Raw genomic sequence first — 24,218 nt, 5'->3', positions numbered from 1 at the left:
CTCACTTGCACGACAACACCTCCCTCACCCGGTACGTGCTGTTGCTGGCCAGCTCAACCTGCCCCACATACTCCCGTTCGATAATCCGCCCTCGCGAGGGGGCCTCCGCCCCCAAGCGAATCTGCAAACGCCGCAGCGTATACGTGCCACCCGGACCATCAAACTCGATCGCGGGGGTGCCTGTCGCGTCGTACCCGATGGGGTTCACCACGTCCCGCCCGTTCGGCGCACGGTACACGTACTCGATGCGGAAACGGCTGAGGTCGAAGGCTAAAGGCCGTTCCACTCCGCCCCGCTGCTCCCATAACGTGCGGGTGCTCGGGTCGTAACGGAACCCTAGCGTCACCACGCGGAACACCAAGGTGTTCGGGGTGTAGTCGATCGTGTTGCCGCACCCCGCGTGCACGATGTGCCAGCGGTTCGGACCGCCTCCCACCGGGTTCACGTTGGTCACTGGGAGGAGGACCGCCTGCCCGTTCGCGTTCACCATCAGCACGGTATCCCCCCGCCGAATCCCCAGGTCGAGCGTGCTCGCCACCAAGGAAACCACCTTCACCTCAGCAGCCCGCTTGAAGCTGTTGTTGCTCCCGGAGTCGTGCGGCAACACAGGGTACCCCGCACCGCCGTCCATCAAGGCGAAGGAGATGCTCTCCGCACCGGAAGGATAGGGTTGGTTCGTGATCCCCCCAAAGACCGCGCTGCGCAGGTCCTGTGTGAAGACCTCCATGACCCGACGCAGCTTCGCCTGGAGGCTCGTCACGGCCTCCTGGTCGCTCTGGAAGCGGAGGGCTTGCACCACCGCGCCGTACGCCGCGGCCATCAGGGTCGCTAGGATCCCCAGGGCAATGAGCAGTTCGGTTAGGGTAAAGCCTCGACGTGCGCGCATGCCACCTCCCTAGTTGATGCCGGGTAACGGCGGGGCGCTTCCCGCCGCGCTCGGGCTCACGCCCAGGGTCGCTACCTCCGTGCAGTGCTCCTCCTCCGGCCCCCGCCAGCATACGCGAACCCGGTACTGCGTCAGGTCCAGGCCCAGCTGCGCGGCCCAAGCTGGCGTTCCCTCGCTCACAACCTCCGCCCGGAAGCGGTCGGGGTTCGCCTGGGCTACATCCTTCGGCAGGTCTGGGAACGCTGCACGGAGCGTCCCGTACTCCCACGCGCGCACGGTTCGGTTCACCTCAGGCAGCACCATCCGATCCCCCCCCACCACCCGACGGCCCAGGTAGTTCACGAGCTGCACCGCCGCGGTCCGGCTCCCAGAAACCGCGTTGTGGCGCAACGAACTCACCGCAGACACCGTGAAGGCGGCGAGGATCACCCCCAAAATACTCATCGCGACGAGCACCTCGAGCAGGGTCAGTCCACGACGGTTCACGGCACCACCTCCGCCTTGACCTCCCCGATCAAGGAAACGGTGAAGCGGTACGTGCGTCCCCCCGCCCGCACCGTAAAGGGATTCGGGAAGCTCGCCGCAAGGTTGACCCGCCCGGGCGGCGTGAAGACCGCCAAGCGTCCCTCCGGAAGGTTCGTCGTCACCCCATCCGGCAGCTCAAAGCGACGCAGCACCCGCCCGTCCGCTTCGGCCCGGACCTCGAGCACCCTCCCGACGCGCACCAGTTCCAACCTCGCGCCGCGGCTCGCCGCGGCGGTCGCGCCTTGCCAGAATAGTTGCTGTACAGAAGAGACGGCGGCGCGCTGCTCCTGCCCCCGCAGCATCCGCCAGCCTTCGAAGGCCGCGATACTCAGGGCAACCCCCAGTATCGTGGCCACGATCAGGAACTCGATTAGAGTAAAACCCTGCTGCTTTAGGTTCCGCATCGTTACCCCAATAACCGTATACCCTCACGTCCCAGCATACCCGCCCACCCGGCCAACCCGTAACCCCCAAATGAGGGGGCCTCGAGGTACCCCCCCATTTAGGGGTACCCAATGACCTTCGAATGGAAAAGAATCAACCTATATTGAGAGGGATGAAGGTCCTCCGCGGGGTCACGTTCCTCGAGCTGCTCATCGTCCTCGCGATACTCGGCGTGGTGTTGGTCCTGGGCGCCGCGAACCTGCGCCCCGACCGTTTCGCCGTGAACCAGGCCGCTCGAGGCCTGGCGGCACAGGTCACCCGCGCGCGCCTCGAGGCCATCCGGCAGAACTGCCCGGTCGGCGTGTTCATTCTCACCGCGGGTGCCGGGGGGTACGCGGTGCGCGGAGGGGTGTGGGACGAGGACCAGGATCAGTGCGTGGACACGGTCTTCCAAACGGTGCGTTTCGGGGAGGGGCAGCTTGCCTCCGTGCGCCTCGACACCGCGGCGAGCACCCTGGGGCACTTCCCCATCTTCTTTGACCCGCGGGGGGTGCCGATCGGCCTCGTGAACGGCACCGTCGTGCTCACGAACACCGGTGGGGACTACAACAAACGCGTCGTGATCAGTCCGCAAGGGAGGGCGCGCATTCAATGAGATCCCATGGGCTCACGCTGCTGGAGGTCCTGATCGCCATTGCCATCATCGGGGTGGCGTTCGGGGTGCTGGTCCTCTCGCAGGCCTTGAACTACCGGGTCTCGGCCCGTGCCCGCGCGCTGAGTGAGTTGAAGGCCGAGGCCACCCGGATTCTGGAGGAGCGGGCTGGGGCCGTTCTGGACGATTTCCTTACATACTACGACACCTGCTTGAGCGGAACGGAGCCCCTGTGCCACGGGGACGGGTGGCGCATTCAAAGCGAAAAGAGCCGAGGGATTGCCGGAGAGGGGTTGGTCCGGATTACCGCCTGGGCTACGGACCCTCAAGGGGGAAGCCTCTACCTGGTCACCCGCGTCTCCTGCTACGACACCTTCGCCTCGCGCACCGCGGTGGTGCGGGAGGACCCGACCGCCCTACAGCCGTGCCCGCCTGTTACCCCTTAGGAGGTCTGGAGTGCGTCGCGCACACGGTCTCACCCTTATCGAGCTGCTGGTTGCCCTAGCCATCTTCACCGTGGTGCTCGGTGTCGCCGTGACCTTCTTCGCACAGCACGCTCAGGACACGGCGCGCGTCCAGGAGAAGAACGAACTCCAGGACCGCGTGCGCCTGGTGATGCAGCTGATCACGCAAGACCTGAGCCTGGCCGGCTCGAGCCGCTACGTGCGGGACGGTGCCGTGCGGTACGACACGCGGTACTGGGTGCCTTGCGCGCCGGACACGCCGTGCCTTCGCGGCGTGAACGACCCTAACGGTAAGGACACCTTCGAGGTCCGGTACCACACCAGCCTGCGCCCCCCGGGAAAGGAATGCCGCGTCGTGGGGTACAACTTCGACGGCGATACCCTGCGCCGGGCGGACGTGCCGTGCAGCACCACGAACACCCTGCCGCCCCCGGCGAGCGCGTACATGCCCCTCGCCGACGGTATCGTCGCCCTCGAGATCCGCTACGTTTGTGAGGACGGGCACGAGGAGGACACCCCGCAAGGATGCGCGGAGTTCGTGCGTGCAGCGCTGGTGCGGGTCACGGGCCAGTCAGCGCAGGGGCGCTACACCTTTACCCTTGAGGAGCGCACCCCCATCCGGAATCTGAAGACCGACCAGGTCCTGTAGGAGGCGGGTATGAAGCAGCAAGGCATCGCGTTGGTGGTCACGCTCATGATCCTGGTGGTCGTGGGGGTGCTGGTGTTCGGTGCCAGCTTCACCGCCATGGTCGAGCAGTGGGTGACCCGCAACGACCGCACGGCCACCGTGGCGTTCTACGTCGCGGAGGCCGGGTTGCAGGAGGCCAAGACGCGCCTCTTTCAAAGCTACCGGTACGCGCTGGTCCGGGCCGTCGGTTCGGGGAACAGCTTGCCCTCGCGCAGCGAGTGCAGCAACCCCCTGGCGGCGGGCATTGACTGGAACCGGGACGGCGTGATCGAGGACACCGCGACGTACAGCGAGAAGCTGCCCTTCACGTACACCGCCACCCTGCCCCTCGGGGAGGCTCAGGGCCGGTACACGGTCACCATCGACACGGACCCCACCCGGCCGCGGTTTATGGTGGTGCGTTCGGTGGGGGTGTTCGCGGGCGCGCGCTCGACGGTGCAGGCCACGGTCGAGCTGTCCAACACCGGCCCCTGGAACTACGCGATCTTCAGCGGGGCGGGGGCCGCGAACCAGCACCTGAACGGCGGAGCGACGATCCGTGGCGGGCTGTACGTGGTGGGTGACCCGAACGCCCCGGAGAAGGTGGTGATCGATGCTCGTGGGGACTTCAGCATGAAGAACGGGTACGACCTGACCGGCCCCGGCTACGGCGGCGTGCACACCCGGGTGAACCCAGAGATGCGTCGGCTGGACAACCTCTGCGCCACACTACGCGTCCAGTACGGACGGGTCGAGGTCGGTGGGAGTGCGCAGTACGGCGAGCCGACGAACCGGCTCCTCGGGGCGTACGTGGGCGACGAGGAGGCGGACATCTTCGGGAGCGCCGCGGGGGTGTGCACGAACACCAAGGGCGTGTGCGCCGACGACCGCGGCGTCTTCGACCTGGACCCGAACCTCGCCCCGAGATTTCCGACCTTCGACGGCACGCGGTGCAGCACGGACCGGAACCTCACCTGGCGGCAGTGCATCCAAAAGGAAGCGGAAGCCCAAGGGCTACGGATCATGCCAGGAAATCTGCGGTACCCCGGTGGAGCGTTGCTCAACGACCCGGGAGGGTGCGCGACCTTCCTAAGTCAAAGCGCAACGGCCGGTGCGATCGTGCTGGATCAGGACCCCGTGGACTGCACCTACAGCCTCAGCGGGTATAACCCCGCGGGCGGGTTCCGTTACGACCCCACCCGAAACCCGCCGCGTCTCGAGGTCTACGGCACGCTCGAGATCGTGGGCCTCGACCTGAAGCTCGTCGGGCGCGGACGCACGATCGAGTACCGCGCCTACAGCTTCGCCCAGCGCGGGAAAAACGCCGCGATCGTCGTGGAGCGCGACCCCATCAGCGGCGCGGGCGGGTCTATCCTCATCGGTGACAGCAGCGCGAACGTGAGCCTGCTTCCGGATACGACGTACGCTACCTTCCCCAACCAGGTCCTGGCCCTTTTGGCCGAGCGCGAGGTGCACCAGATCCGGAAAACCCAACCCAGCCACGTGATGGCCGTGATCTACGCAGGCCAGCGCTTCCGCACGCAAAAGGATAACGTGACCTACGGAACGATCGTCACCAACGAGTTCTGCACCACGAGCGCCGGTGGGAACAACTGTAACGCCGGGCAAAAAGCGGAGGTGGTGTACATCCCCACCCTCCAAAACCTTCCGGCCGCCGCGCGCTACCCGGAAAGCACCTTGGCCGCCTCCTTCCAGATCACCTCCTACGAGCGCCGCTAACGCGCCCCCGCCCGGCCAGCGTGTCCGGCGGGGTAGCCGCCTAACAGGCGGCTGCGGTAGGGTATGAAAGCGCGGAGGGCATGATGCAAGAATTCACATGGCGCGTTGGGGGACCACAAGGCAGCGGAGTGGAAACCGCCGCGGCGCTCTTCGCCCGCGCCGCCGGTAAGGGCGGCTGGTGGGCCTTTGGCCGCCGCGAGTACCACTCCAACATCATGGGCCGCCACAGCTACCTGGACGTGCGCCTCGCCGCGAAACCCCTGGGATCCTTCGTGGACGGGGTGCACCTTTTGGTTGCGCTGGACGCCGAAACCATCGTGCGGCACCTGGGCGAGGTCCGCCAGGGGGGCGTGCTGCTGTACGACCCCAAGCACGAGGCCACCCCCCTCACCCGGCTCCCCATGCTCGACAAGCGCCTCAAGGCCGCGATCGCCGAACGTCTCGGGAAAGACGCCCCCACCATCGCGGACGTCCTCGAGGCGCACCGCGCCTCGGGCGTCACGCTCGTCCCGTACGGGTTCGAGGCCCTCGCGGACGAGATCGGCGGCGAGCTGGGGCTGCCGAGCCTCAAGGCGCGGCGCACGCTGAACACGATCGCGGTCGCTGCGAGCCTGGCGCTGCTCCGGTACCCGAAGGACCTCCTGGTCGCGGCCCTCGAGGACCAGTTCGCGGGTAAACCGAGCGTTTTCGAGCTCAACAAGGCCGTAGTGGAGGGAGTCTACCAACGCAATGGGCACGCCGTGCCCTTTGGCCTCGAGCCGATCGGGGATAGCGGCGGCCGCCTCTACGTGAACGGGAACCAGGCCACCGCCCTCGGCAAGATCGCGGGCGGCCTGGCCTTCCAGACCTACTACCCGATCTCCCCCGCGACCGACGAGTCGGTTTTCCTCGAGGCTCACGCGCACTTCGACGGGGGGGAGGTCACGGTCGTGCAGACCGAGGACGAGATCGCCGCGGTCACGATGGCGATCGGCGCGGCCATGACCGGCGCCCGCGCGGCCACCGCGACGAGCGGGCCGGGCGCGAGCCTGATGGTGGAGGGCTTAGGGTATGCGGGAATCGCCGAGGTGCCCCTCGTCCTCACGCTCTACCAGCGCGGCAGTCCTTCCACCGGCCTGCCCACCCGCACCGAGCAGGGCGACCTGCGCTTCGCGCTGTTCGCGGGGCACGGCGAGTACCCCAAACTCGTGCTCGCCTCGGGCGACGTGAACGACTGCTTCTACGACGCGGTGCGCGCCCTGAACTGGGCCGAGGAGTACCAGACGGTGGTGGTGCACCTCATCGACAAGTACCTCGCGAGCACCACCGTGACCCTCCCGCCCTTCGACCTCGAGGCGGTCCGGATCTCGCGCGGCAAGCGGTACGCGCCCGATCCCGAACGGGGAAACCAGGAGACGCCCCGCTACCGCTTTGCCGAGGACGGCGTCTCCCCCTTCATCCCCTTGGGCACGCCAGGCGGCCTGCACTGGATCACCTCGGACGAGCACGACGAGTACGGGCATATCACCGAGGACCCGGTGCTGCGCGAGCGCATGATGGAAAAACGCATGAAGAAGCTCGAGACCGCCGCGCGCACCATCCCCACGCACGAGAAGTTCCAGGTGTTCGGCGAGGAAGCGGGGGTCGTGGTCGTGGGGTGGGGCTCGGTCAAGGGCGCGGCCCTCGAGGCCCTCGAACGGCTGGGCGGCTTCCAGTACGTCCAGGTGAAGCTCCTCTGGCCCTTCCCCACCGAGCTCGAGGCCGTGCTCGCGGGCAAGACGGTCGTCACGATGGAGCACAACTACTCGGGGCAGTTCGCGGACTTGTTGCGCCAGGAGACCGGGGTGCGGGCCGCGCACCGCGTGGTCAAGTACAACGGCCGGCCTATCTCCGCCACCGAGGCCACCGAGGCGATCCAGGCCGTACTCAAGGGCGAGGTCCAATCGGAGCGCATCGTCTTGAGGCGCGGCGTGTGAGGAGGATGGCGGCATGATCGAGCTGAAGCTTTCGGACTACAAGGCTGAGATCCACTCCGACTGGTGCCCGGGGTGCGGGGATTACGGGATCCTGAACGCGCTGCAGATGGCGCTGTCTGAGATGAAGGCGGACCCCACCAACACCGTGGTCTTCTCCGGGATCGGGTGCGCCGCGAAGACCCCGCACTATATGCAGACCTACGGGGTGCACACCCTGCACGGGCGCGTCCTGCCGATCGCGACCGGCGCGAAGCTCGCCAACCCCGACCTCACCGTGGTCGCGGTGGGCGGCGACGGGGACGGACTCGGGATCGGCGCGGGGCACTTCGTGGGGTCCGGCCGGCGCAACGTGGACCTGCTGTACCTCATCTACGATAACGAGGTGTACGGCCTGACCAAAGGCCAGGCCTCCCCCACCCTCGCCTTGGGCGAGCAGCCCAAGAGCCTGCCGCACCCGAACGCCCAAGGGCGGATCAACCCCCTGATGCTCGCCCTTTCCGCCGGGTACACCTTCATCGCGCGGGCCTACGCCTACGACGTCAAGCACCTCAAGGCCCTGATCAAGGCGGGGATCGAGCACAAGGGCCTCGCGGTGATCGACGTGCTCCAGCCCTGCCCCACCTACAACAACCTGCACACCAAGGAGTGGTTCGGGCCGCGGGTGTACAAGCTCGAGGAGGAAGGGTACGACCCCAACGTGCCCGCGGATGCCTCGGAGGAGGAACGCGCGGCGCGGATCGCGGCCTTCGCCGCAAAAGCCGCCGAGTGGGGCGAACGCATCCCGATCGGGATCTTCTGGCAGGAGGAGGTCTCCACCTTCCAGGAGCGCATCGCGGCGCACCAGCCGGACTACTTCGCCGCCCCGCCCGCCAAGCGGCGGATCATGCGCGAGGACGGCCGGCCCGTAGCCAACCTGGAAGCGATCTTCGCTGAACTCGCGCTCTAGACTCTGTGAGCCTCATCCTGGCACGCGGCCGGGCCGAGGGGCGTAGACTAGAGGCATGGAGTTTCGCGTCGAGGACCTGGGCCTCGTCCCGTACGCCGAAGCCTGGGAGTACCAAAAGCAGGTGCACCGGAGGGTGGTCTCGGGCGAGCTCGAGCCCACCCTTCTCCTGCTCGAGCACCCGCGCGTGATCACCCTGGGCCGTAAAGCTACGGGGGAAAACCTCTTATTCCCCGAGGCGTGGTACCGCGAAAACGGGTTTGATCTCTTCCGAGTGGAGCGCGGCGGGGACGTCACCTACCACGGGCCGGGGCAGCTCGTGGGGTACCCGATCTTCCCGGTCGGGCGGCGGGTGCGGGACCTGCTCCGCAAGATCGAGGCTGCGATCATGCGGGTGGCTGCGGGGTACGGGATCGAGACCTACCCCACGCCGGGGTACGCCGGGGTTTGGGTGGGCAACGAGAAGCTCTGCGCGATCGGCGTCGCGGTGAAGGAAGGCGTCTCGTTCCACGGGTTCGCGCTCAACGTGAACACGCGCCTCGCGGACTTCTCGGTGATCATCCCGTGCGGCCTGGCGGACAAGGGCGTGACCAGCCTTGAGAAGCTGCTCGGACGGCCGCTCGACATGCAGGAGGTTAAAGCGCGCGTCGTGGAGGCGTTCCGCGAGGTGTTTCGCGAGGGCATCGAACCCCAGGCGGAGGTCACATGGACAAGATGATCGAGCTTAAGGTGGTCCAGCTCGAGGACCCCGAAACCCACGAGATCAAACGCATCAAGGTAGTGCCGGGCGGCGTGGCGCAGGCGCGACCCGAACCCGTGGATCGGAACAAGCCCTCCTGGTTACGGGCCACCCTACCCACCGGCCCGGCGTACACGGACCTAAAGGAGATGGTGCAGCGCCTCCGGCTGCACACCGTGTGCCAGTCGGCGCGCTGCCCTAACATCGGGGAGTGCTGGGGGCACGGCACCCTCACGATCATGATCCTGGGCGGGGTGTGCACCCGCGCCTGCAAGTTCTGCGCGGTGGACACCGGAAACCCCCAGGGTTGGGTAGACCCCAAGGAACCCGAGCACGTCGCCGAGGCGATCGAGGCCCTCAACCAGCGGTACGGGATCCGGTACGTGGTCCTCACCAGCGTGGACCGGGACGACCTGCCCGACGGGGGCGCGGCGCACTTCGGCGCGGTGGTGCGCCAGCTCAAGGCCCGCACCCCTGAGGTGAAGGTGGAGACGCTCACCCCGGACTTCCAAGGGGACCGAGCGGCCGTCGAGACGGTGATCGCGAGCGGCGTGGACGTGTTCGCGCACAACATCGAGACCGTGCGCCGCCTCACCCCGCGGGTGCGCGACCCGCGCGCCACCTACGATCAGAGCCTGGCGGTCCTCGAGCACGCGAAGCGCTACGCCAGCGCCCGCTACCCGCACGTCCTCACCAAATCCAGCCTGATGCTGGGTCTGGGCGAGACGGACGCGGAGATTCGCGAAGCGATGCGGGATCTTAGGGCCGTAGGGGTGGACATCCTCACGCTCGGCCAGTACCTAAGGCCCACCCGCCACCACCTCCCGGTGGAGCGCTACGTCACCCCCGCGGAGTTCGAGAAGTACCGCGAGTGGGGGTACGAGGAGGGGTTCCTCGAGGTCTTCAGCGGCCCGCTGGTGCGCAGCTCGTACCGGGCCGAGAAGGTGTTTTTCGAGGCGGAGGCCCGCCATGGGTAGGACCCTTGCCTGGGGAGACGCCCTGATGATCGGGGCGTTCGCCGTTTTGGGGCTCATGGCGCACGGGGAGGCCGTGAGCCTCGCGGGGATCCTGCGGAACGCCGCGCCCATCTGGCTCACCTGGTTTCTCCTGGCTCCCTTCCTCCGCACCTACACCCGGCCGGGGTGGCGTAACCTTTTGCTGAACTGGGCGCTCGCGGTGCCCGCCGGGGTGTGGCTGCGCTTCATGGTGCTGGGACGGTCGTTCGACCTGGGGTTTTTCATTTTTCTAGCCGTCACGCTCGCGGTGACGCTGGCGCTGCTCGTGGCCTGGCGCGCCCTGGCGTTCCGCCGTCTCGTGCGCGCCTGACCCCCCGGTTTATACTCAGGCCAAACCCTAGCGTGCGGGAGGTTGGGTTATGAAGGTTGGCATCCTAGGTACGGGCATCATGGGGCGCCCTATGGCGCGCAACCTGCTCGAGGCCGGCTTGGAGGTGTGGGTCTGGAACCGCACCCGGGAAAAGGCCGCGCCCCTACTCGCCGCCGGTGCGCGCTGGGCCGAGACCCCCGCCGCGCTCGCCCGGCAGGTGGACGTGCTGGGCCTCGTGCTCGCGACGCCCGAAGCCACGCGGGAGGTGTTCTACCGTGAGGACGGGGTGCTCGACGGGGTGCACCCCGGGCTGTTCGTGGTGGATCACGGCACCAACCCCCTGGCCTGGGCGCAGGAGGCCGCGCCGCTCGTGGCCGAGGCCGGAGGGCAGTACGTGGACGCGCCCCTCCAAGGCAGCTACCCGGAGGCCGAACGGCGGGCGCTGGTGATCCTCGCGGGCGGAACCCCCACCGGGCTCGAGCCCCTCTCCCCGTACTTCGAGGGGGTGGGCGGTACGATCGTGTTCGCGGGGGAGTTGGGGCGCGGGGTGCTGCTCAAGCTCGCCCTGAACCTGATCACCGCGCTCACCGGCGCGGCCCTCGCGGAGGCCAGCGCGCTCGCCGCGGCGTTCGGGCTGGGGCAGGAGGTCTTCTTCGAGGCGCTTGAGAAGAGTTCCTTGGCAGCCCCGTTCCACCGGGGGAAGGGCGAGAAGCTCCGTTCGGGGGACCTCTCCCCCCAGCTGCCTCTGAAGCTCATGAACAAGGACCTTCGCCTGATCCAGGCCGAGGCCAGCCGCGTGCGGTTCCCGCTATTTATGGGGGGTAACGCCCGCGCGTTGTACACGCTCGCGGAGCGGATGGGCTTGGGGGAGGCCGACCTGATCGCGGTGCGGAACGTGTACCGGGAGGAAGCATGAAGGTAGGGTTTATCGGACTGGGCGCCATGGGGTACCCCATGGCCGGGCACCTGGCCCAACGCTTCGAGACGCTGGTGTGGAACCGCACCCGGGAAAAGGCCCAGGCGCACGCCGAGGCCTTCGGCTCCAAGGCGGTCGCGCTGGAGGAGGTCGCCGCGGCCAGCGTGATCTTCACCTGCCTGCCCACCTCGCGCGAGGTGGGCGAGATCGCGGCCCGTCTCGCGCCCCACCTCAAAGCGGACACGGTCTGGGTGGACTGCACCTCGGGCGAGCCTGAGGCGAGCCGAACCATCGCGGCGCGGCTCGCCGAGCAGGGCGTCGCCTTCCTCGACGCGCCCGTCTCGGGGGGCACCATCGGCGCGGAGCGGGGCACCTTGACCGTGATGGTCGGCGGGGATGTGGCCGCCCTCGAGCGCGCCCGGGAGGCGATCGAGGCCTTCGCCGGGAAGATCGTGCACGTAGGCCCGGTCGGGGCAGGGCACGCGGTGAAGGCTGTAAACAACGCGCTGCTCGCCGTGAACCTGTGGGCGGCCGGGGAAGGGCTCGCCGCGCTGGTGAAGCAGGGCGTGCGGGCCGAGGTGGCCCTCGAGGTGATCAACGCCTCCTCCGGCCGGTCAAACGCCACGGAGAACCTCATCCCGGAGCGGGTCGTGACGCGGGCCTGGCCCCTTACCTTCAAGCTAGGCCTCCTCGCCAAGGACATCGGCATCGCGATGCGGGTCCTGGACGGAGCTGACCTGCCCGCACCGGTGCTGCGGCTGGTGCACGAGGTGTACCAGGCCGCTAAGCGCGAGATCGGCGCGGACGCGGACCACGTGGAAGCCCTTAAGCTGATCGAGCGCTGGGCCGAAACAGAGATCCGCTAAGCCCAAACCCGATGGAGGGGGCGCGGCGTTGCGCCCCCTCCCCTGCCCTAGTTCAGCGGCAGCACGTACCGCTCGGGGTCCAGGCGCACCCGGCGCGCCCGGCCCAGCACCAGCCGGCCGGAAGGCTCAAGCACCACCGGAAAACGCTTGCCGTCCACCTCCACCGTGACCGGCGTCGCCCCTCCGGTCCCGCGGTTCTCCAGCACCCAACCGGACGCCTCCCGCGTGAGGGTGTACTCCGGGTAACGGCCGGTCATCCACTCCGCGAAGAGCGGCGCAAGACCCACGCGCGTCTTGCGCTCCAGGTGTACACGGAAGCCCTCGAGGTTGGGGAACGGCGTGGTTCGCGCAAGCTCCGCGAGGGCCTCGAGGTAGACCGCGCGACCGAGCAGGCCCTCGAGCGTGCGGTGCATCCAAGCGGCTCGCGTGTACCGCCAGGCCTCGCTCCCATCCCGCCTGGCGGCGAGGGCCGCCCAGTACTCCCAGAGGCGGCCGGCCACCTGGGGGCCGAAGCGCTCCTCCACGAGGAGGGCGGCGAGGTAGTTCGCCGTACCCTCGGTCAGAAACCACGCTCCGGGCTCCTGGGGGATCACGCGATTACCCCACCAGGTGTGGGCGAGCTCATGGGCCAAGAAGGCGTACGCGCCCGGCTCGAGCCTTCCTTCCGCCAGTTTCGTGAAGCGGTGGGGGGGCACCAGGACCGTGTGGGCCAGGCCATACCCCTCCATGCGGCCAGGCAGCTCGAGGGCCACGAGGCGCACCGGCCCGTCCGGCCCCGGTCCGAATAGGGCCTCGTAGCGCTCCACGATGCCCGCCACTTGGGTAGCCAAGGCCTGCACCGCGCGCCGGCCGCCGGTGGGCTGGGCCTCGGGGGGGTACCAAAGCTCCACGCGCCCTGCGGCGACGCGTCGGTACGGCCCGTAGACGAAGGCCGGGGTGCCGAACCCGTCCCCGGTAAGCGTGACGCGGCCGGGGGCCTCCACCATCACACCCGGCCCTACAGCCCGCACCCCGGCGGGCAGGTAAAGCGTCAGGGTGTAGGGGCGGGGCCGGTACTCGAGCTCGGCCGGGTACCAGGCGTCGAGGGCGTACCCTCTCGGCGCACCCAGGTTGAAGTACCCTTCAAGCGCCACCGGCCCTTCCAGCGCGGCGCGGATCACGAGCACCCGGCCCGGCTCGAGGTTCGGGTAGCGGATCCGGTGTTGCGCGCGCTCCTCAATACGCGCCCCGGGCGCCTCCAGGATCCGGAACGCGCGGGGTAACCAAAGCTCTAGGGAGCCGCGCCCTGAGACGGTGATCCGGGCCGTGACCTCAAAGCGGTGTTGGGCGGGTTGGATCCAGGCCTCGATATCATAGCGTTCGACCTGGGCAGCCCAGCCCCAGGCCGCCGCGACCCAAACCCCTAGGAGCCAAACGCCGCGTCGCCATAACCCCCAAGCCGCATATATATACGTACGCCCCCAGATCGAGGCTTCACTCTCATTTCGCCTGCGCATCTCCATGCACGCCCAAAAGAATTTTCTGGGGAGCGCGGCCTTTCCGGCCGCCCTCCCCAGTTAAAGCATGCATGGAGATGAAAATTATTGGAACTCCCAGCCTAACGCACCCGCACCCGCAGGTTCAGCGTCGGCTGCGGAGAGGGCGTGGTGTCCGTAATCCGCAACGTAATCTCGCGGCTCGCGATCGCACTGGCGCGGAAAGCCCCCACGTACATCCCGTCGTTGGCGTACGCGTCCGCATACCCTCCAACCCGCCCCCCGTCGTCCCGCATCCGCCCTCGGGCCACTACCGCACCGCTCCCATCCACCACGGTAAGGAGGATCTCGTGCCCCACCGCGGGCAGACCGAACTCATCCCGGGCCAGCACGATCACCTGCACCGCCTCACCCCGGCTTACCTCGCGCGGCACGACGAACCCTTTGAGGACGGTAGCCTGCCCCAACCGGAGGGTCCCCTGCACGCTCGGGTACCCCCCGGGGATCACGTCCGTTACCCGCAAGCGCACACGCTGATCCACCGCGCGGGCCGTCGCCTCGTACAACGCCGTGTGCACATTGTCGTCCGCCACGAGGTCCAGCCCACCCCCATCGTTCCGGGCTTCCGTAACGACCTGCCCCGGCCCTGAAAGGACCTGCACCCGGTAACGTGCTCCTTGCCCCTCGAGGGACTCTGCCTCAAAATCAAAGATATCGATCACCGCGCGCGCGGCCCGGTTGGCCGGGATCCGCTCTGGGAAGATCACCACCCGCGGCGTACCCAGCGGGTCGCTGCGCAGCGTCACCTCCCCCGTGATCAGCGCACCGCTCCGGTTTACGACGGCGGCCCGCACGCGGGTACGGGCCCCCGTCGCGGCCTGGCCCGCCGTCACAGTCGTCGTGTACACGCCGGTACCCTCCCCACCTGCGAGATTCTCCAGCTCCACCCCGCGCGCCACAACCTCCCCCCGCCCTTCCGTGATCACGAAGTCCAGATCCAGCCCCTCCACCATCCCGCCCTGCCGGTCCGCCACCATCGCCACTACCAGCGCCTGCGACTGGCCGTCCGCGTAAAAGGGGTCGTCGGTGTACACCTCGAACTCGAGGCCCTCCGCGAGCCCCGCACTCCTTTGGGACACCGTCTGCACCCGCACCTCGATCGTCGGCGCGCCTGGGGAGGCCAGGTTCGTGACCTGGATCGTCGCGGTACCGTTCACCGCGCTCGCCAAGAAGGTGAAGTAGTACACTCCCGCACCCTCCCCGTTCGTGAACTGCACCTCACGCCCTTGGGAGACCGAGCCCGGCCCCCGCACCACCTGCGCCACCAGGTCGCGCGGTGTGAGGCCCCGCAACAAGTTCCCATCCCCATCCCGCACGGCCACAAGAAGGGTCGCGGTGTTTCTCGCACGCACCGGGCCCTGCGTCACGCGCCGCGCCACCCGCTGGGGAAAGGCGCGCGCCTCGAGCCGCGCCGCCTCCACCGCGGTAATCGTGACGCGCTTGCGGAGGGGGCGCGAGATCGTGGGAAGCGCCACCTCGATCACTGCCTCGCCCGGCGTGGTGCCTGCAGTGTACACCGCAGCGTAGCGCCCGTTCTCCTCCCCAAGGAACTCGAGCTCCCCTGCCCCTCGGATGACGCGGAAGGTGACCCGCTCCCCTACCGCCGGCCGGTCGAGCGCGTTCAGCACGTACGCGATAATCGTGGCTTGGTCCTTTCCATCCGCGAGGAGGACGTCGTCATCCACCCGGAGCGAAAGGCTTTGGGCGGCCACCAGGTCGATCTCTGTGAAGGCCTGGGGCAGCGGCCCATCGGCCGCGCTGAGCCACACCGCACCGATCCGGACTCGTCCAGGCACCGCCCCGGCTCGGTAACGGGCCACGTACACGCCGTTCCCCAGGTTGCGCCCCTCTACCGAAGTATCCCCCACGAGCGGCTCGCGCCCGGCCGCCCCACCCGGCACCTCCCCAACCACGTCCTGCCCTAAAGCCGGGGCGCTCAAGGTACCCACCCCGCGCTGCAAGGCGAAGCGCACGACCTCCCCGTCGAAGGGACGGCCCGCAGCATCCGCTAAGAAGGCTACGAGGGTGGCGGTACTCTCACCGTCCGCCGGCAATGCCTCCACCACGGAGGTCACCTCGAAGCGCACCCCGCCCTGCTGCGCGCCCCCCCACCCCCCCACCGCCAAGGCCATCAATACTCCGTATAAGCGCCGGTCCTTTATCCACTGCCACGTTTGTAAAAGCATGCGCTACCCCCCTCCGCTCTCCGAGCGGGAACGTCCCGGCGCGTGCAACGTTCCTCGAACACGGCACGAACCCCACGGTGCCCCCACCCTACGCTCCTCCGCCCTCCCTGGCCGTATCCTCCGCGACGCGGTCCACGGAGCATAATGAGGCTATGCCCAGCCTGCAAGACCAGGTGTTCATCCTGACCGGAGGCGCGGGCGCCATAGCCGGCGCAGTGGCCGAGGCCCTCGCCCGGGCCGGGGCCCGCCTGGTGCTGGTAGACAAGGCCCAACCCCTGTTGCAAGAACGGGCCCAGGCCCTCGAGGCCCTCCCCCTCACCCACGACCTAACCCAATACCCGGAGGCCGTCCGCATGGTGGAAGCCGCCAAGACGGCCTTCGGCCGGGTGGACGGGCTCATCCATACCGTGAGGGGGTTCGCCACGGGCCGTCTGCACGAGGCGCCCCCTGAAGCATACGACCAGTTGTTCGACGCAAACGTGCGCTCGCTCTTTTACGCGGTGCGTGCAGTGCTCCCCGAACTGAAAGCCGCCGGGAGGGGGTTCATCGCCGGGTTTGCGGCGGGCCCCGCCTGGCGCGGCGGCGCGGCCGGGATGGGCCTGTACGCCGCGGCGAAAAGCGCGGTCGCGGCCCTGCTGCGTTCCCTCGACGCCGAACTTACGGAAAACGCGATCCGGGTCGCCGTTCTCTACCCCATGGGGGCGGTGGACACCCCGCAGAACCGGCGGGCGATGCCCCACACCGACCCCCAGACCTGGATCGCCCCCGAAGCGATCGCCGAAGCCCTCCTCTTCGCCGCGACCCGAAGCCCCAGGGGCCGTCTCTTGGAGATCCCGATCTACCCGCCTCGCTAGCCTCGTGTCGCGCACCCTACGGCCGCCCATCCTCTCATAGGTATAGTGGGTTCATGGAGCAAGTAGACGTTATCATCATCGGAAGCGGTCAAGGGGGCGTGCCGCTCGCGGCGGACCTCGCTAGCGAAGGCAAACGGGTGGTGCTCTTCGAGCGAGACCGGTTGGGGGGCAGCTGCGTGAACTACGGGTGCCACCCCTCGAAGCTCCTTCTCGCCTCGGCCCACGCCGCAGCGCGCGCCCGGCGCGCCGCGCGCCTCGGGGTCCACGCCGAGGTCCGGGTGGACTTCCCCGCGGTGATGCAGCGGGTGCGCCGCGTGCGCGACCAGATGTCCAGCGGCGTGGGCCGCCGCCTCGAGAAGGCCGGGGTGCGCGTGGTGCGGGCCGAGGCCCGCTTCACGGGTGAACGCACCGTCGAAGGAGGCGGCCTGACCGTCACCGCGCCCCTCGTGATCATCAACACCGGCACCGCGCCCGCCGTCCCCCCTATCCCCGGCCTCGAGGGAACCCCCTACCTCACCAACCTCACCTTCTTCGAGCTCAACGAGCTGCCCGCCCGAACGCTCGTCCTGGGCGGTGGGTACGTGGGCCTCGAGCTCGGGCAGGGCCTGGCCCAGCTCGGGAGCGAAGTGCACGTGATTGAGATGGCCGAACGGCTCATGCCCACGGAGGAACCGGACGTCAGCGAGGTGCTGCACGCCGCTCTGGAGGCCGACGGAGTCCGGATCCACCTCGGCACGAGAGCCGAGCGCGTCGCGCACGAGAACGGGCGGTTCAGCGTCGCGCTCTCAAACGGCCAGACCCTCGAGGGGGAGGCCCTTTTGGTGGCTACCGGCCGCCGCCCCAACACCCCAGCCTTAAACGCCGAAGCGGCAGGGATCGAACTGGACGCGCGGGGGTTTATCAAGGTGGATGATCGGTTCCGCACCACCGCCGAGGGGGTGTACGCGATCGGGGACGTGACCGGACAACCCGCGTTCACGCACGTCTCCTGGGAGGACTACCGCCGCTTGATGGCCGTACTGAAGGGCGAGGCGCGACGGAGGGGCGATCGGGTCCTGGGGTACGTGGCCTTCACCGAACCCCAGCTGGGCCGCGCGGGGCTCACGCTCGAGCAGGCCCAGGCGCAAGGGTACAAGGCGCGCGCGGCGACGCTGCCCATGAAGCGCGTGGCGCGCGCGATCGACCTGGACGAGACCCAGGGGTTCTTCCGCCTGGTGATCGACGAGGAAACCGAGCGGATCCTGGGCGCGACCTTCGTAGGGTACGAGGCTGGCGAGCTCGTGCAGCTCATCATGGTGCTGATGGAGGCTGGGGCCCCGTGGCGGGTGCTGGAGCAAAGCCAGCTCATCCACCCCACGCTCGCCGAGGGGCTGCCCGTCCTGGCCCGGCAGTTCACCCAGTGAAGGCCCGCTCCCCCGCGCGCACCGGAAGGGCCAAGCGGTTCTCCTCCGGTGCGAGCGGGCAGTGCCAGCGGGGGTGGTAAGCACACGAGGGGTTATAGGCGAAATTGAAGTCCAGCACGATCCGTCCCTCGTCCCCCCCCAGGTCGGCCCCCTTGATCGTGTCGAGCAGGTACCGTCCGCCCCCGTAGGTTTCGTCGCCGTTCGTGGCGTCACGGAAGGGCAGGAAGAGGCCGCCCCCGTACCCCTCGATCCAGAACAAGGCAAGAGTCCAACTCGCGCCCCCCAACCGGAAGCGCACCCGCGCGAACCGGCGCATCCGGAAGGTCCCGTCCTCCCGCAGCGCGAGCGTGAAGGCTTCCGGAGCCGGGTCCGGTTCCACCATCCCCTCCACGCGCCACGCGGGGTCATAAGGGAAGTACTCGAGCCCCGTGAAGGCTGCCCGCTGCTCGGGGGTGAGGGGGGACTGCGGGTGCGTTTTGAAAAGCCTGTCGCGCTCCGCCCGCCAGCGCACCCAAGCCGCGTGCGGGTCCCGCACGGCCCGCACCTCGGCGTACAGGGCATGCACCCGCCGCCGCCAGTCCAGAAGCTGGAGTTCGTCCATACTTATAGCGTACCCAGCTCCCGCAACCACCGCACCCCGTAGGGCTCGAGCCGCACCTCGAGCCGCCCTTCCCGGATCGGGTACCGCGTCCCGGTAAGCACCTCCCGCACCTCCCCCCCACGCAGCCCCTCGAGGCTGAGGGCGACGGGGTGCGCGGAGACGTTCACCAACGCGTAGAGCCGGTACCCCGCGCGGGCGGTGCGCTCCAGGGCCAGCACGTTCGGGTGCAGGTGGAGCACGCGCTGCAGCGCGGTGGGGTGGAAGGCGGGCTCGGCCCGGCGGGCCTCGAGCAACCGGGTGATCTCGTGAAACACGCGGGCGAACCGGCCCTCTGGGCGCGCGAGGGCGGCCTCGAGCTCGGCGCGGGTGAACTTCCGGCGGTTTAGGGTGCGGCCCTGCCGCGTGCGCGCGTACCCCTCGTGCCAGTTCGGGGTGCCGAACAACGAGTGCACGTACACCCCCGGGACGCCAGCCAGGGCGAGGAGGATCGCGTGCGCCGCGCGGAAGCGGGCCACGCCGGTATCCAGCGATTCGTCCGGGGCGGTGAGGGCGTCGTAGTACGTGATGCACAGCTCATAGGGCCGCCGCTCCCCGTCGGGGCCCCGGCGGTAATTGACCCGGCCGCCGTGCTCGAGGGTCCGCTCGATGAGGAGCTGGAACTCCTCGGGGGGCAGCAACGGCTCGACCGGTCGGACGCCGATCCCGTCATGGGAGGCCAGGAAGTTGAAGAAGGCCGTCTGGTTCGAGGGCAGCTGCACGCCCTCGAGCCAGCGGGCGAGGCGCGTCGCTTCCCCGGTGTAGAAGGCGTGCAGCACCAGGGGAGGCAGGGTGAAGTTGTAAATCATCTGCGCCTCGTCGTACCCGTCCCCGAGGTACGGGAGGTTTTCCTCGAAGGGTCCGTTGATCTCTGGGACGAGCATCACGTGCGGGGCGGTGGCGTTCAGGAGGTCGCGGATCAGCTTGACCACCGCGTGCGTCTGGGGGAGGTGCAGGCAGGAGGTGCCGAGCTCCTTCCAGAGTAGGCCGACCGCGTCGAGCCTCAGGAGGTCCGCCCCGTGCGCGGCGTACTCGAGCAGCACGTCGAGCACCTCCACGAGGACCGCGGGGTTCTTGTAGTTGAGGTCGACCTGGTCGGTAGAGAAGGTAGTCCAGACGTACCGCGTGCCCCGCGTGGTCTCGAAGGGCGTGAGGAGGGGGTGTTCCCGCGGCCGGTAGACCGTGGAGGTGTCCGTGCCCGGATCCAGCTCGATGAAGTAGTGCACGTACGGGGCCTCCCCGCGCCGGTAGGCTTGGAACCACGGGCTTTGCGCGGAGATGTGGTTGATCACCGCGTCCAGCATCAAGCGGTACGCGCGGGCGAGGGCCTCCACGTCCGCCCAGGTCCCCAGCTCGGGGTTCACGCGCCGGTAATCGATCACGCTGAACCCGTCGTCGGAGGAGTACGGGTAGTGCGGCAACAGGTGCAGCCCAGAGACCCGGTCCTTTAAGTGCGCGTCCATGAAGGCCTTCAGCGTCCGCAACGGGGCCTCTCCCGGCGTCCGGATTTGGTCGCCGTAGGTGATGAGGAGGACGTCGGTGTGGTCAGCGTACAGGCCAGGGGCTTGCTCGAGCCACTCCGGGTGCCGATCGCGAAACGCCGCGACCCGCTTCGCGATCGCCTCCCAGGCCGCCCCGGCCTCCCGGGCGCCGTACAGGAAGGCCAGCCGCGCGCGCATCCGTTCTTGCAGGGTGGATAGGTCCCAGGCCATACGTCCCCTAAAGGGAAAGGCCCGCCTCGGCGAGGGCCGCGCGCAGCACGCGCTCGAGCGTGGCGTACCCGTAGTGCGTCTCGGCCAGGCGGTAGTTGTGCTCCACCATCTCGCTCACGGCCTCCGGGTCGGCGAGCAGGCCGCGCACCGCCTGCACGGCCTCGGGCGTCACCGTGCCCTCGATCTCCACGAAACGAAAGCCTTTCGGCGCGATGTCCTCAGCGTAGACGGGGTACCGGTTCACCAGGGCGGGTTTCTTGAACCAGATCGTCTCCAAAAGGGCGTTGCCGAACCCTTCGTAGAGGCTCGGGTAGGTCACGAAATCCGCGTGCGGGTAGGCGTCCCAAAGCGCGTAGACCTTCCGCCCGCCCTCCACGCGCCGCTCGTCGCTCACCCGGTCCGCCACGTACCGCAGGTCCACCCCCCGGTCACGCGCGTAGGCCTCGAGCCGCTGCAGGTACGCCAGCCCCTCGTCCCCCGCCGCGTGCGTCACCACCAGGACCGGCTCGAGGTCCGCCAGGGCCGCGGCCAGGTCCACGGCGAGCTCGATGCCCTTGCGGGGAATGACGCGGGTGGGCTGGAGGAAAAGGGGCTGGTCCTCCTCCACGCCGATCGCGGCGCGGAAGTCCTGGTTGTACTCGTCGAGGCCCGGAGGCGGCGTGCGGTAATCCATGACGTTGGGGAGCAGCCAGGAGTCCAGCCCCCGCCGGCGCTTGAGCTCCCGCTGCGCGGCGGTGTTGATCGAGAGGTGCACCACCCCCGGGTGGTGGTAGGGGAAGTACCGTTCCAGCAGCCAGGCCACGCGGCTCGTGCGGAAGCGCTCGCGCTCCCACCAGTAATCGTGGTTGTGCGCCAGGACCGGCAGGCCGGTCTCCTGCACCAACCAGGCCAAAGCGAGCGCGAGGGGCAGGTGCATGGGGATCGCCCAGGCGTTCTGCACCACGAAAAGCGCGGGATCTACCTCGGCCACCACCCGCCTAAGGCGCTCCAGGATCACCGCCGCCCGCTCGCGGATCGCGCGGTCCAGCTCGGGATCGTGCCCGCTCCCCGAAAACGCGCGTTGGCCCAACGCCTGGGCCACGGGGTCCGCGAAGTGCATCTCGGGAATCCGGTGGCCCCGCCCCTCGCCCGGCTCGAGCTCACCCGCGACGTAGTGGACCTCGTGCCCGTGCGCCTCGAGGACTGCGCGCATCTTCGCGGCCTCGAGGCTCACGCCGTCGGTCCCGGCCAGTCGGGTCGCTAGGAATACTATGCGCATCGCGCCTCCTTGGGGCTTGGGATCATCCCTTCACCCCACCGGCCGTCAGCCCGCCGATCAGGTACCGCTCGAACCAGAAGAAGAGGACCATGACGGGTACCGTGACGATGACCGCGCCGGCCATTAGGAACTGTCGCGGCACCTCCTGCGTGTTGAGGGCCACCATGCCGCGCGAGAGGGTGAAGAGCTCGGGGGTGTCCAGGAACATGAAGGCGAAGAGGAACTCGTTCCAGGCGATCATGAAGACGTACAGTCCCACGCTGGCCAGCGCCGGGACCGAAAGGGGTAGCGTGATTCGCCAGATCACCTCGATGCGGCTGCACCCGTCGATCAACCCGGCCTCCTCGAGCTCGGCGGGCAGGGTCTGGAAGTAGCTCCGGAGCATGTACAGAGCGACCGGCAGCGTGGTCGCGGGGTAGACGATGAGCAGCCCAGGCAGCGTGTCCCGCAGGCCGAGCTGGGTGAACACCGCGTACAACGGCACCACGAGCACGATCGCGGGGAACATGTAGATCAGGAGGATGGAGCGGGACATGAGCTCCTTGCCCGGGAAGCGCAGGCGCGTCACGGCGTACGCCCCGAGCACCCCCAGCACAAGCGTCACCACTACCGTGACGCTCGCGACGAAGGTGGAGTTCAGGATGTACCGCCAGAAGTTAAAGGTGTAGAGGACCTCCACGTACCCCTCGAGGAGTTCGGGTAGGCCCTTGGAGAACTGGATGCTGAGGTTGGTGGGGTCCAAGAGCATCTCCGCGCGCGACTTGAGGCTCGAGGCCAGCATGAAGTAGAAGGGGAAGGTCACCGTCGTGCCGAAGAAGACGAACCCCACCGCGCGCAGCAGTCGGAGGAGGAGGTGCTCTACGGTATCGCGCCGGGGCTGGCTGAGGTCCAGGTCGCGCAGGGCGTAGCGCGTGAGGTGCCCCACCAGAGCGAAGCTCGCGAGGCTTCCGAAAAACCCCCAGAAGAGGTCCGGCCGCTCCAGCCCGATTGGCCGCCCGCTGTTTAAGGCCCACCAGGCGAAGCCCATCAATCCTCCCACCCCGAGCGCTACGGCAGCGGGGGTGGTCCTCCCACGCCGGAACGCCCCCACCACCAGCCCTACGATCGCGCCGCTCCACAAGGCCGCTCCTAGGGGGATCACGGTTGGGTGCCCGGAAAGGATCGTAGCGGACAACGCCCACAGGGCCACCACCATTCCGCCGGAAAGCGCGCCGACCACGCCGCCCGCAACCCAACCGAAGATCGAAACTCCGCGCTGCATCATTCCCCCTCCGGAGCGTAACGGAAGTACACCACCATAAACCCTGCCAGGATCAGAAAGAGCACCACAGCCACGGCCGCGCCCGCCCCGATATCCGCGCGGGCGAAGGCTTCGTCGTATACCCGGATCGTGAGCGTCTTGGTTCCCGCAGCCCCTCCGGTCAAGAGGAAGATGTCATCGAACTTGTTAAAGGTCCAGATGAACCTAAGGAGGAAGAGGGTGGAGAGGATCCCCACGAGCTGAGGCAGCGTGATGTACCAGAACTTCTGGAAGGGGCTCGCGCCGTCCACGTCCGCCGCCTCGTACATGTCCTGGGGGATCGCCTGCAGCCGAGCCAGGATGAAGAGGAAGGCGAAGGGAAAGTACCGCCACGCCTCGAACAAAATCACCATCGAAAGCGCAAGCGGCAGGGTGAACGTAACGCCCAGCACGCTCAGCTCAATGCTGCGCTGCCCCAGGAAGTTGATCGGGGCCTCCAAAAGCCCGAAGCGGACACCGAGCGCGTTCACCGTCCCGGACAAAGGGTCGAGCAGAAACGCCCAGGTGAAGGCCACGGCGATGATCGGCGCAACGTAAGGGAACAAGAACAGCCCCCGCAGCATCCCCTTGCCCATGAAACGGGTGTTGAGCAACTGCGCAGCGAACAGCCCCAACAGGATCGAGCCGACCGTACCAAAAAGCGTGTACACGATCGTGGTCCAGAACGCAGGCCAGAACTCCGGGCCGCTGAGCACGCGGCGGAAGTTCTCCAGGGTGAACTCGAGGTTCGTGAGGATGTTCGGGGCGCGTCCTTGGATCGCCGGCCGGCTCTCCGTCGGGCGCGGCGCGCCTTGCGCGAAGTACACCTCGGTCGCGGTGAACTCGAGCTCCAGGTTCTCCCGGTGCCCCGGCGACCACGTTCCGAGGAAGCAACGCAAGGTCCGGCCTTCCACCCGGCAGCGCTCGTCGAGCCGAAGGGGCTCGAGGCCCTCGGGCAGGACGTCCTCGAGGACGACATTCTCGATGGGGATGCGCTGGCTGGAGTTTCGCATCTGGTAACGGACTCGGAGGACGTCGCCGGGCGCTTCGGGGCTTGCGCGGATGCGTTCGCGCACCACAGGGGTGGGGGGGCGTAGGTCCCCGAGCGTGACGGGCTTGAAGGCGATCCACAGGTTCGCCAGCACCGGGAAGATCACGATCGCGAAAACGATGAGGAAGGTGGGCGCCAGCATCCAAAAGGCGAGGCGCGCTTCGCGGGCCGAAAGGCTGTTCCCTCGCATAACCCCTCGCTTCGTGGATTAGGGCCCGCGCCCCGTAGGCGCGGGCCCGG

Annotated in this window: 23 protein-coding genes; 13 read left to right on the top strand and 10 right to left on the bottom strand. The window is 68.3% G+C overall.

What is annotated here, in order from left to right; all coding sequences use genetic code 11:
* Position 1: 1 nt before the first annotated feature.
* From MARKY_RS03585 to MARKY_RS03575, 3 genes are read right to left on the bottom strand one after another with little or no spacing between them, the layout of a single operon-like run.
* The gene (locus tag MARKY_RS03585) at positions 2-886 is read right to left on the bottom strand and encodes a PulJ/GspJ family protein (protein WP_013703506.1); all 885 of its coding nucleotides are present in this window, start codon (positions 884-886) and stop codon (positions 2-4) included.
* Positions 887-895: 9 nt separating this feature from the next.
* The gene (locus tag MARKY_RS03580; protein ID WP_013703505.1) at positions 896-1,372 is read right to left on the bottom strand and encodes a type IV pilus modification PilV family protein; all 477 of its coding nucleotides are present in this window, start codon (positions 1,370-1,372) and stop codon (positions 896-898) included.
* Positions 1,369-1,815: a prepilin-type N-terminal cleavage/methylation domain-containing protein gene (locus MARKY_RS03575; protein ID WP_013703504.1), complete on the bottom strand. Its 447-nt coding sequence runs from the start codon at positions 1,813-1,815 to the stop codon at positions 1,369-1,371. Before MARKY_RS03575 ends, MARKY_RS03580 begins: the two co-directional genes overlap by 4 nt.
* Before the next feature lie 152 nt (positions 1,816-1,967).
* On the opposite strand from MARKY_RS03575, the gene MARKY_RS03570 reads away from it, so the two are divergent.
* From MARKY_RS03570 to MARKY_RS03520, 11 genes are all read left to right on the top strand, one after another.
* Positions 1,968-2,450 carry a GspH/FimT family pseudopilin gene (locus MARKY_RS03570; RefSeq protein ID WP_013703503.1) on the top strand — a complete coding sequence of 161 codons (483 nt, stop codon included), beginning with the start codon at positions 1,968-1,970 and terminating at the stop codon, positions 2,448-2,450.
* Positions 2,447-2,893 carry a type II secretion system protein gene (locus MARKY_RS03565; RefSeq protein WP_013703502.1) on the top strand — a complete coding sequence of 149 codons (447 nt, stop codon included), beginning with the start codon at positions 2,447-2,449 and terminating at the stop codon, positions 2,891-2,893. The genes MARKY_RS03570 and MARKY_RS03565 overlap by 4 nt, the downstream gene beginning before the upstream one ends.
* 10 nt (positions 2,894-2,903) lie before the next feature.
* Entirely contained in the window at positions 2,904-3,560 is a 657-nt protein-coding gene (locus MARKY_RS03560; protein ID WP_013703501.1) for a PilW family protein, read from the top strand.
* Positions 3,561-3,569: 9 nt separating this feature from the next.
* Positions 3,570-5,318, top strand: a complete 1,749-nt coding sequence (locus MARKY_RS03555; protein WP_013703500.1) for a pilus assembly PilX family protein — start codon at positions 3,570-3,572, stop codon at positions 5,316-5,318.
* Between the two features lie 83 nt (positions 5,319-5,401).
* Positions 5,402-7,273, top strand: a complete 1,872-nt coding sequence (locus tag MARKY_RS03550; RefSeq protein WP_013703499.1) for a 2-oxoacid:acceptor oxidoreductase subunit alpha — start codon at positions 5,402-5,404, stop codon at positions 7,271-7,273.
* A 13-nt stretch (positions 7,274-7,286) separates the two neighbouring features.
* Complete coding sequence (locus tag MARKY_RS03545; RefSeq protein ID WP_013703498.1) at positions 7,287-8,219, top strand: 2-oxoacid:ferredoxin oxidoreductase subunit beta; 933 nt, start codon at positions 7,287-7,289, stop codon at positions 8,217-8,219.
* Between the two features lie 55 nt (positions 8,220-8,274).
* On the top strand, positions 8,275-8,934 hold the full coding sequence (gene lipB, locus MARKY_RS03540; RefSeq protein ID WP_013703497.1) for a lipoyl(octanoyl) transferase LipB: 660 nt from the start codon (positions 8,275-8,277) through the stop codon (positions 8,932-8,934).
* Complete coding sequence (gene lipA / locus MARKY_RS03535; protein WP_041657804.1) at positions 8,931-9,932, top strand: lipoyl synthase; 1,002 nt, start codon at positions 8,931-8,933, stop codon at positions 9,930-9,932. Before lipB ends, lipA begins: the two co-directional genes overlap by 4 nt.
* The gene (locus MARKY_RS03530; RefSeq protein WP_013703495.1) at positions 9,925-10,281 is read left to right on the top strand and encodes a DUF3054 domain-containing protein; all 357 of its coding nucleotides are present in this window, start codon (positions 9,925-9,927) and stop codon (positions 10,279-10,281) included. Before lipA ends, MARKY_RS03530 begins: the two co-directional genes overlap by 8 nt.
* 49 nt (positions 10,282-10,330) lie before the next feature.
* Positions 10,331-11,197, top strand: coding sequence for an NAD(P)-dependent oxidoreductase (locus MARKY_RS03525; RefSeq protein WP_013703494.1), 867 nt, complete (start codon positions 10,331-10,333; stop codon positions 11,195-11,197).
* A complete protein-coding gene (locus MARKY_RS03520) occupies positions 11,194-12,063 on the top strand; it encodes an NAD(P)-dependent oxidoreductase (RefSeq protein WP_013703493.1) in 870 nt (289 codons plus the stop codon). The genes MARKY_RS03525 and MARKY_RS03520 overlap by 4 nt, the downstream gene beginning before the upstream one ends.
* Before the next feature lie 47 nt (positions 12,064-12,110).
* On the opposite strand, the gene MARKY_RS03515 is transcribed toward MARKY_RS03520, so the two are convergent.
* Together MARKY_RS03515 and MARKY_RS03510 are read right to left on the bottom strand one after the other, a co-directional pair.
* Positions 12,111-13,559: a M1 family aminopeptidase gene (locus tag MARKY_RS03515; RefSeq protein ID WP_169311728.1), complete on the bottom strand. Its 1,449-nt coding sequence runs from the start codon at positions 13,557-13,559 to the stop codon at positions 12,111-12,113.
* A 101-nt stretch (positions 13,560-13,660) separates the two neighbouring features.
* A complete protein-coding gene (locus MARKY_RS03510) occupies positions 13,661-15,730 on the bottom strand; it encodes an Ig-like domain-containing protein (protein WP_041657802.1) in 2,070 nt (689 codons plus the stop codon).
* A 206-nt stretch (positions 15,731-15,936) separates the two neighbouring features.
* Between MARKY_RS03510 and MARKY_RS03505 the strand changes: the two genes are divergently transcribed.
* The gene (locus tag MARKY_RS03505) at positions 15,937-16,638 is read left to right on the top strand and encodes an SDR family oxidoreductase (protein WP_013703490.1); all 702 of its coding nucleotides are present in this window, start codon (positions 15,937-15,939) and stop codon (positions 16,636-16,638) included.
* 53 nt (positions 16,639-16,691) lie between these two features.
* Positions 16,692-18,041, top strand: a complete 1,350-nt coding sequence (locus MARKY_RS03500; protein ID WP_013703489.1) for a dihydrolipoyl dehydrogenase family protein — start codon at positions 16,692-16,694, stop codon at positions 18,039-18,041.
* Here MARKY_RS03500 and MARKY_RS03495 read toward each other — a convergent pair.
* From MARKY_RS03495 to MARKY_RS03475, 5 genes are read right to left on the bottom strand one after another with little or no spacing between them, the layout of a single operon-like run.
* Positions 18,031-18,642: a DUF1684 domain-containing protein gene (locus MARKY_RS03495; RefSeq protein WP_013703488.1), complete on the bottom strand. Its 612-nt coding sequence runs from the start codon at positions 18,640-18,642 to the stop codon at positions 18,031-18,033. The genes MARKY_RS03500 and MARKY_RS03495 overlap by 11 nt on opposite strands.
* Positions 18,643-18,644: 2 nt before the next feature.
* Positions 18,645-20,390 (bottom strand): sugar phosphorylase, encoded by a 1,746-nt coding sequence (locus MARKY_RS03490; RefSeq protein ID WP_013703487.1) that lies wholly within the window; start codon positions 20,388-20,390, stop codon positions 18,645-18,647.
* A gap of 7 nt (positions 20,391-20,397) precedes the next feature.
* Positions 20,398-21,648, bottom strand: coding sequence for a glycosyltransferase family 4 protein (locus MARKY_RS03485; RefSeq protein WP_013703486.1), 1,251 nt, complete (start codon positions 21,646-21,648; stop codon positions 20,398-20,400).
* A 22-nt stretch (positions 21,649-21,670) separates the two neighbouring features.
* Positions 21,671-22,912, bottom strand: coding sequence for a carbohydrate ABC transporter permease (locus MARKY_RS03480; protein ID WP_013703485.1), 1,242 nt, complete (start codon positions 22,910-22,912; stop codon positions 21,671-21,673).
* Positions 22,909-24,168, bottom strand: coding sequence for a carbohydrate ABC transporter permease (locus MARKY_RS03475; protein WP_013703484.1), 1,260 nt, complete (start codon positions 24,166-24,168; stop codon positions 22,909-22,911). The genes MARKY_RS03480 and MARKY_RS03475 overlap by 4 nt, the downstream gene beginning before the upstream one ends.
* Positions 24,169-24,218 lie beyond the last annotated feature (50 nt).

The sequence above is a fragment of the Marinithermus hydrothermalis DSM 14884 genome (assembly GCF_000195335.1).
GTDB classification, from domain to species: Bacteria; Deinococcota; Deinococci; order Deinococcales; family Marinithermaceae; genus Marinithermus; species Marinithermus hydrothermalis.
This window is presented reverse-complemented; position numbering and strand designations above follow the sequence as displayed.

Coding starts and splice junctions, on each gene's coding strand:
- MARKY_RS03585 (WP_013703506.1), bottom strand. CDS start 886: ATGCGCGCACGTCGAGGCTTTACCCTAACCGAACTGCTCATTGCCCTG.
- MARKY_RS03575 (WP_013703504.1), bottom strand. CDS start 1,815: ATGCGGAACCTAAAGCAGCAGGGTTTTACTCTAATCGAGTTCCTGATC.
- MARKY_RS03570 (WP_013703503.1), top strand. CDS start 1,968: ATGAAGGTCCTCCGCGGGGTCACGTTCCTCGAGCTGCTCATCGTCCTC.
- MARKY_RS03565 (WP_013703502.1), top strand. CDS start 2,447: ATGAGATCCCATGGGCTCACGCTGCTGGAGGTCCTGATCGCCATTGCC.
- MARKY_RS03555 (WP_013703500.1), top strand. CDS start 3,570: ATGAAGCAGCAAGGCATCGCGTTGGTGGTCACGCTCATGATCCTGGTG.
- MARKY_RS03550 (WP_013703499.1), top strand. CDS start 5,402: ATGCAAGAATTCACATGGCGCGTTGGGGGACCACAAGGCAGCGGAGTG.
- MARKY_RS03545 (WP_013703498.1), top strand. CDS start 7,287: ATGATCGAGCTGAAGCTTTCGGACTACAAGGCTGAGATCCACTCCGAC.
- lipB (WP_013703497.1), top strand. CDS start 8,275: ATGGAGTTTCGCGTCGAGGACCTGGGCCTCGTCCCGTACGCCGAAGCC.
- lipA (WP_041657804.1), top strand. CDS start 8,931: ATGATCGAGCTTAAGGTGGTCCAGCTCGAGGACCCCGAAACCCACGAG.
- MARKY_RS03530 (WP_013703495.1), top strand. CDS start 9,925: ATGGGTAGGACCCTTGCCTGGGGAGACGCCCTGATGATCGGGGCGTTC.
- MARKY_RS03525 (WP_013703494.1), top strand. CDS start 10,331: ATGAAGGTTGGCATCCTAGGTACGGGCATCATGGGGCGCCCTATGGCG.
- MARKY_RS03520 (WP_013703493.1), top strand. CDS start 11,194: ATGAAGGTAGGGTTTATCGGACTGGGCGCCATGGGGTACCCCATGGCC.
- MARKY_RS03515 (WP_169311728.1), bottom strand. CDS start 13,559: ATGCGCAGGCGAAATGAGAGTGAAGCCTCGATCTGGGGGCGTACGTAT.
- MARKY_RS03510 (WP_041657802.1), bottom strand. CDS start 15,730: ATGGCCTTGGCGGTGGGGGGGTGGGGGGGCGCGCAGCAGGGCGGGGTG.
- MARKY_RS03505 (WP_013703490.1), top strand. CDS start 15,937: ATGCCCAGCCTGCAAGACCAGGTGTTCATCCTGACCGGAGGCGCGGGC.
- MARKY_RS03500 (WP_013703489.1), top strand. CDS start 16,692: ATGGAGCAAGTAGACGTTATCATCATCGGAAGCGGTCAAGGGGGCGTG.
- MARKY_RS03495 (WP_013703488.1), bottom strand. CDS start 18,642: ATGGACGAACTCCAGCTTCTGGACTGGCGGCGGCGGGTGCATGCCCTG.
- MARKY_RS03490 (WP_013703487.1), bottom strand. CDS start 20,390: ATGGCCTGGGACCTATCCACCCTGCAAGAACGGATGCGCGCGCGGCTG.
- MARKY_RS03485 (WP_013703486.1), bottom strand. CDS start 21,648: ATGCGCATAGTATTCCTAGCGACCCGACTGGCCGGGACCGACGGCGTG.
- MARKY_RS03480 (WP_013703485.1), bottom strand. CDS start 22,912: ATGATGCAGCGCGGAGTTTCGATCTTCGGTTGGGTTGCGGGCGGCGTG.
- MARKY_RS03475 (WP_013703484.1), bottom strand. CDS start 24,168: ATGCGAGGGAACAGCCTTTCGGCCCGCGAAGCGCGCCTCGCCTTTTGG.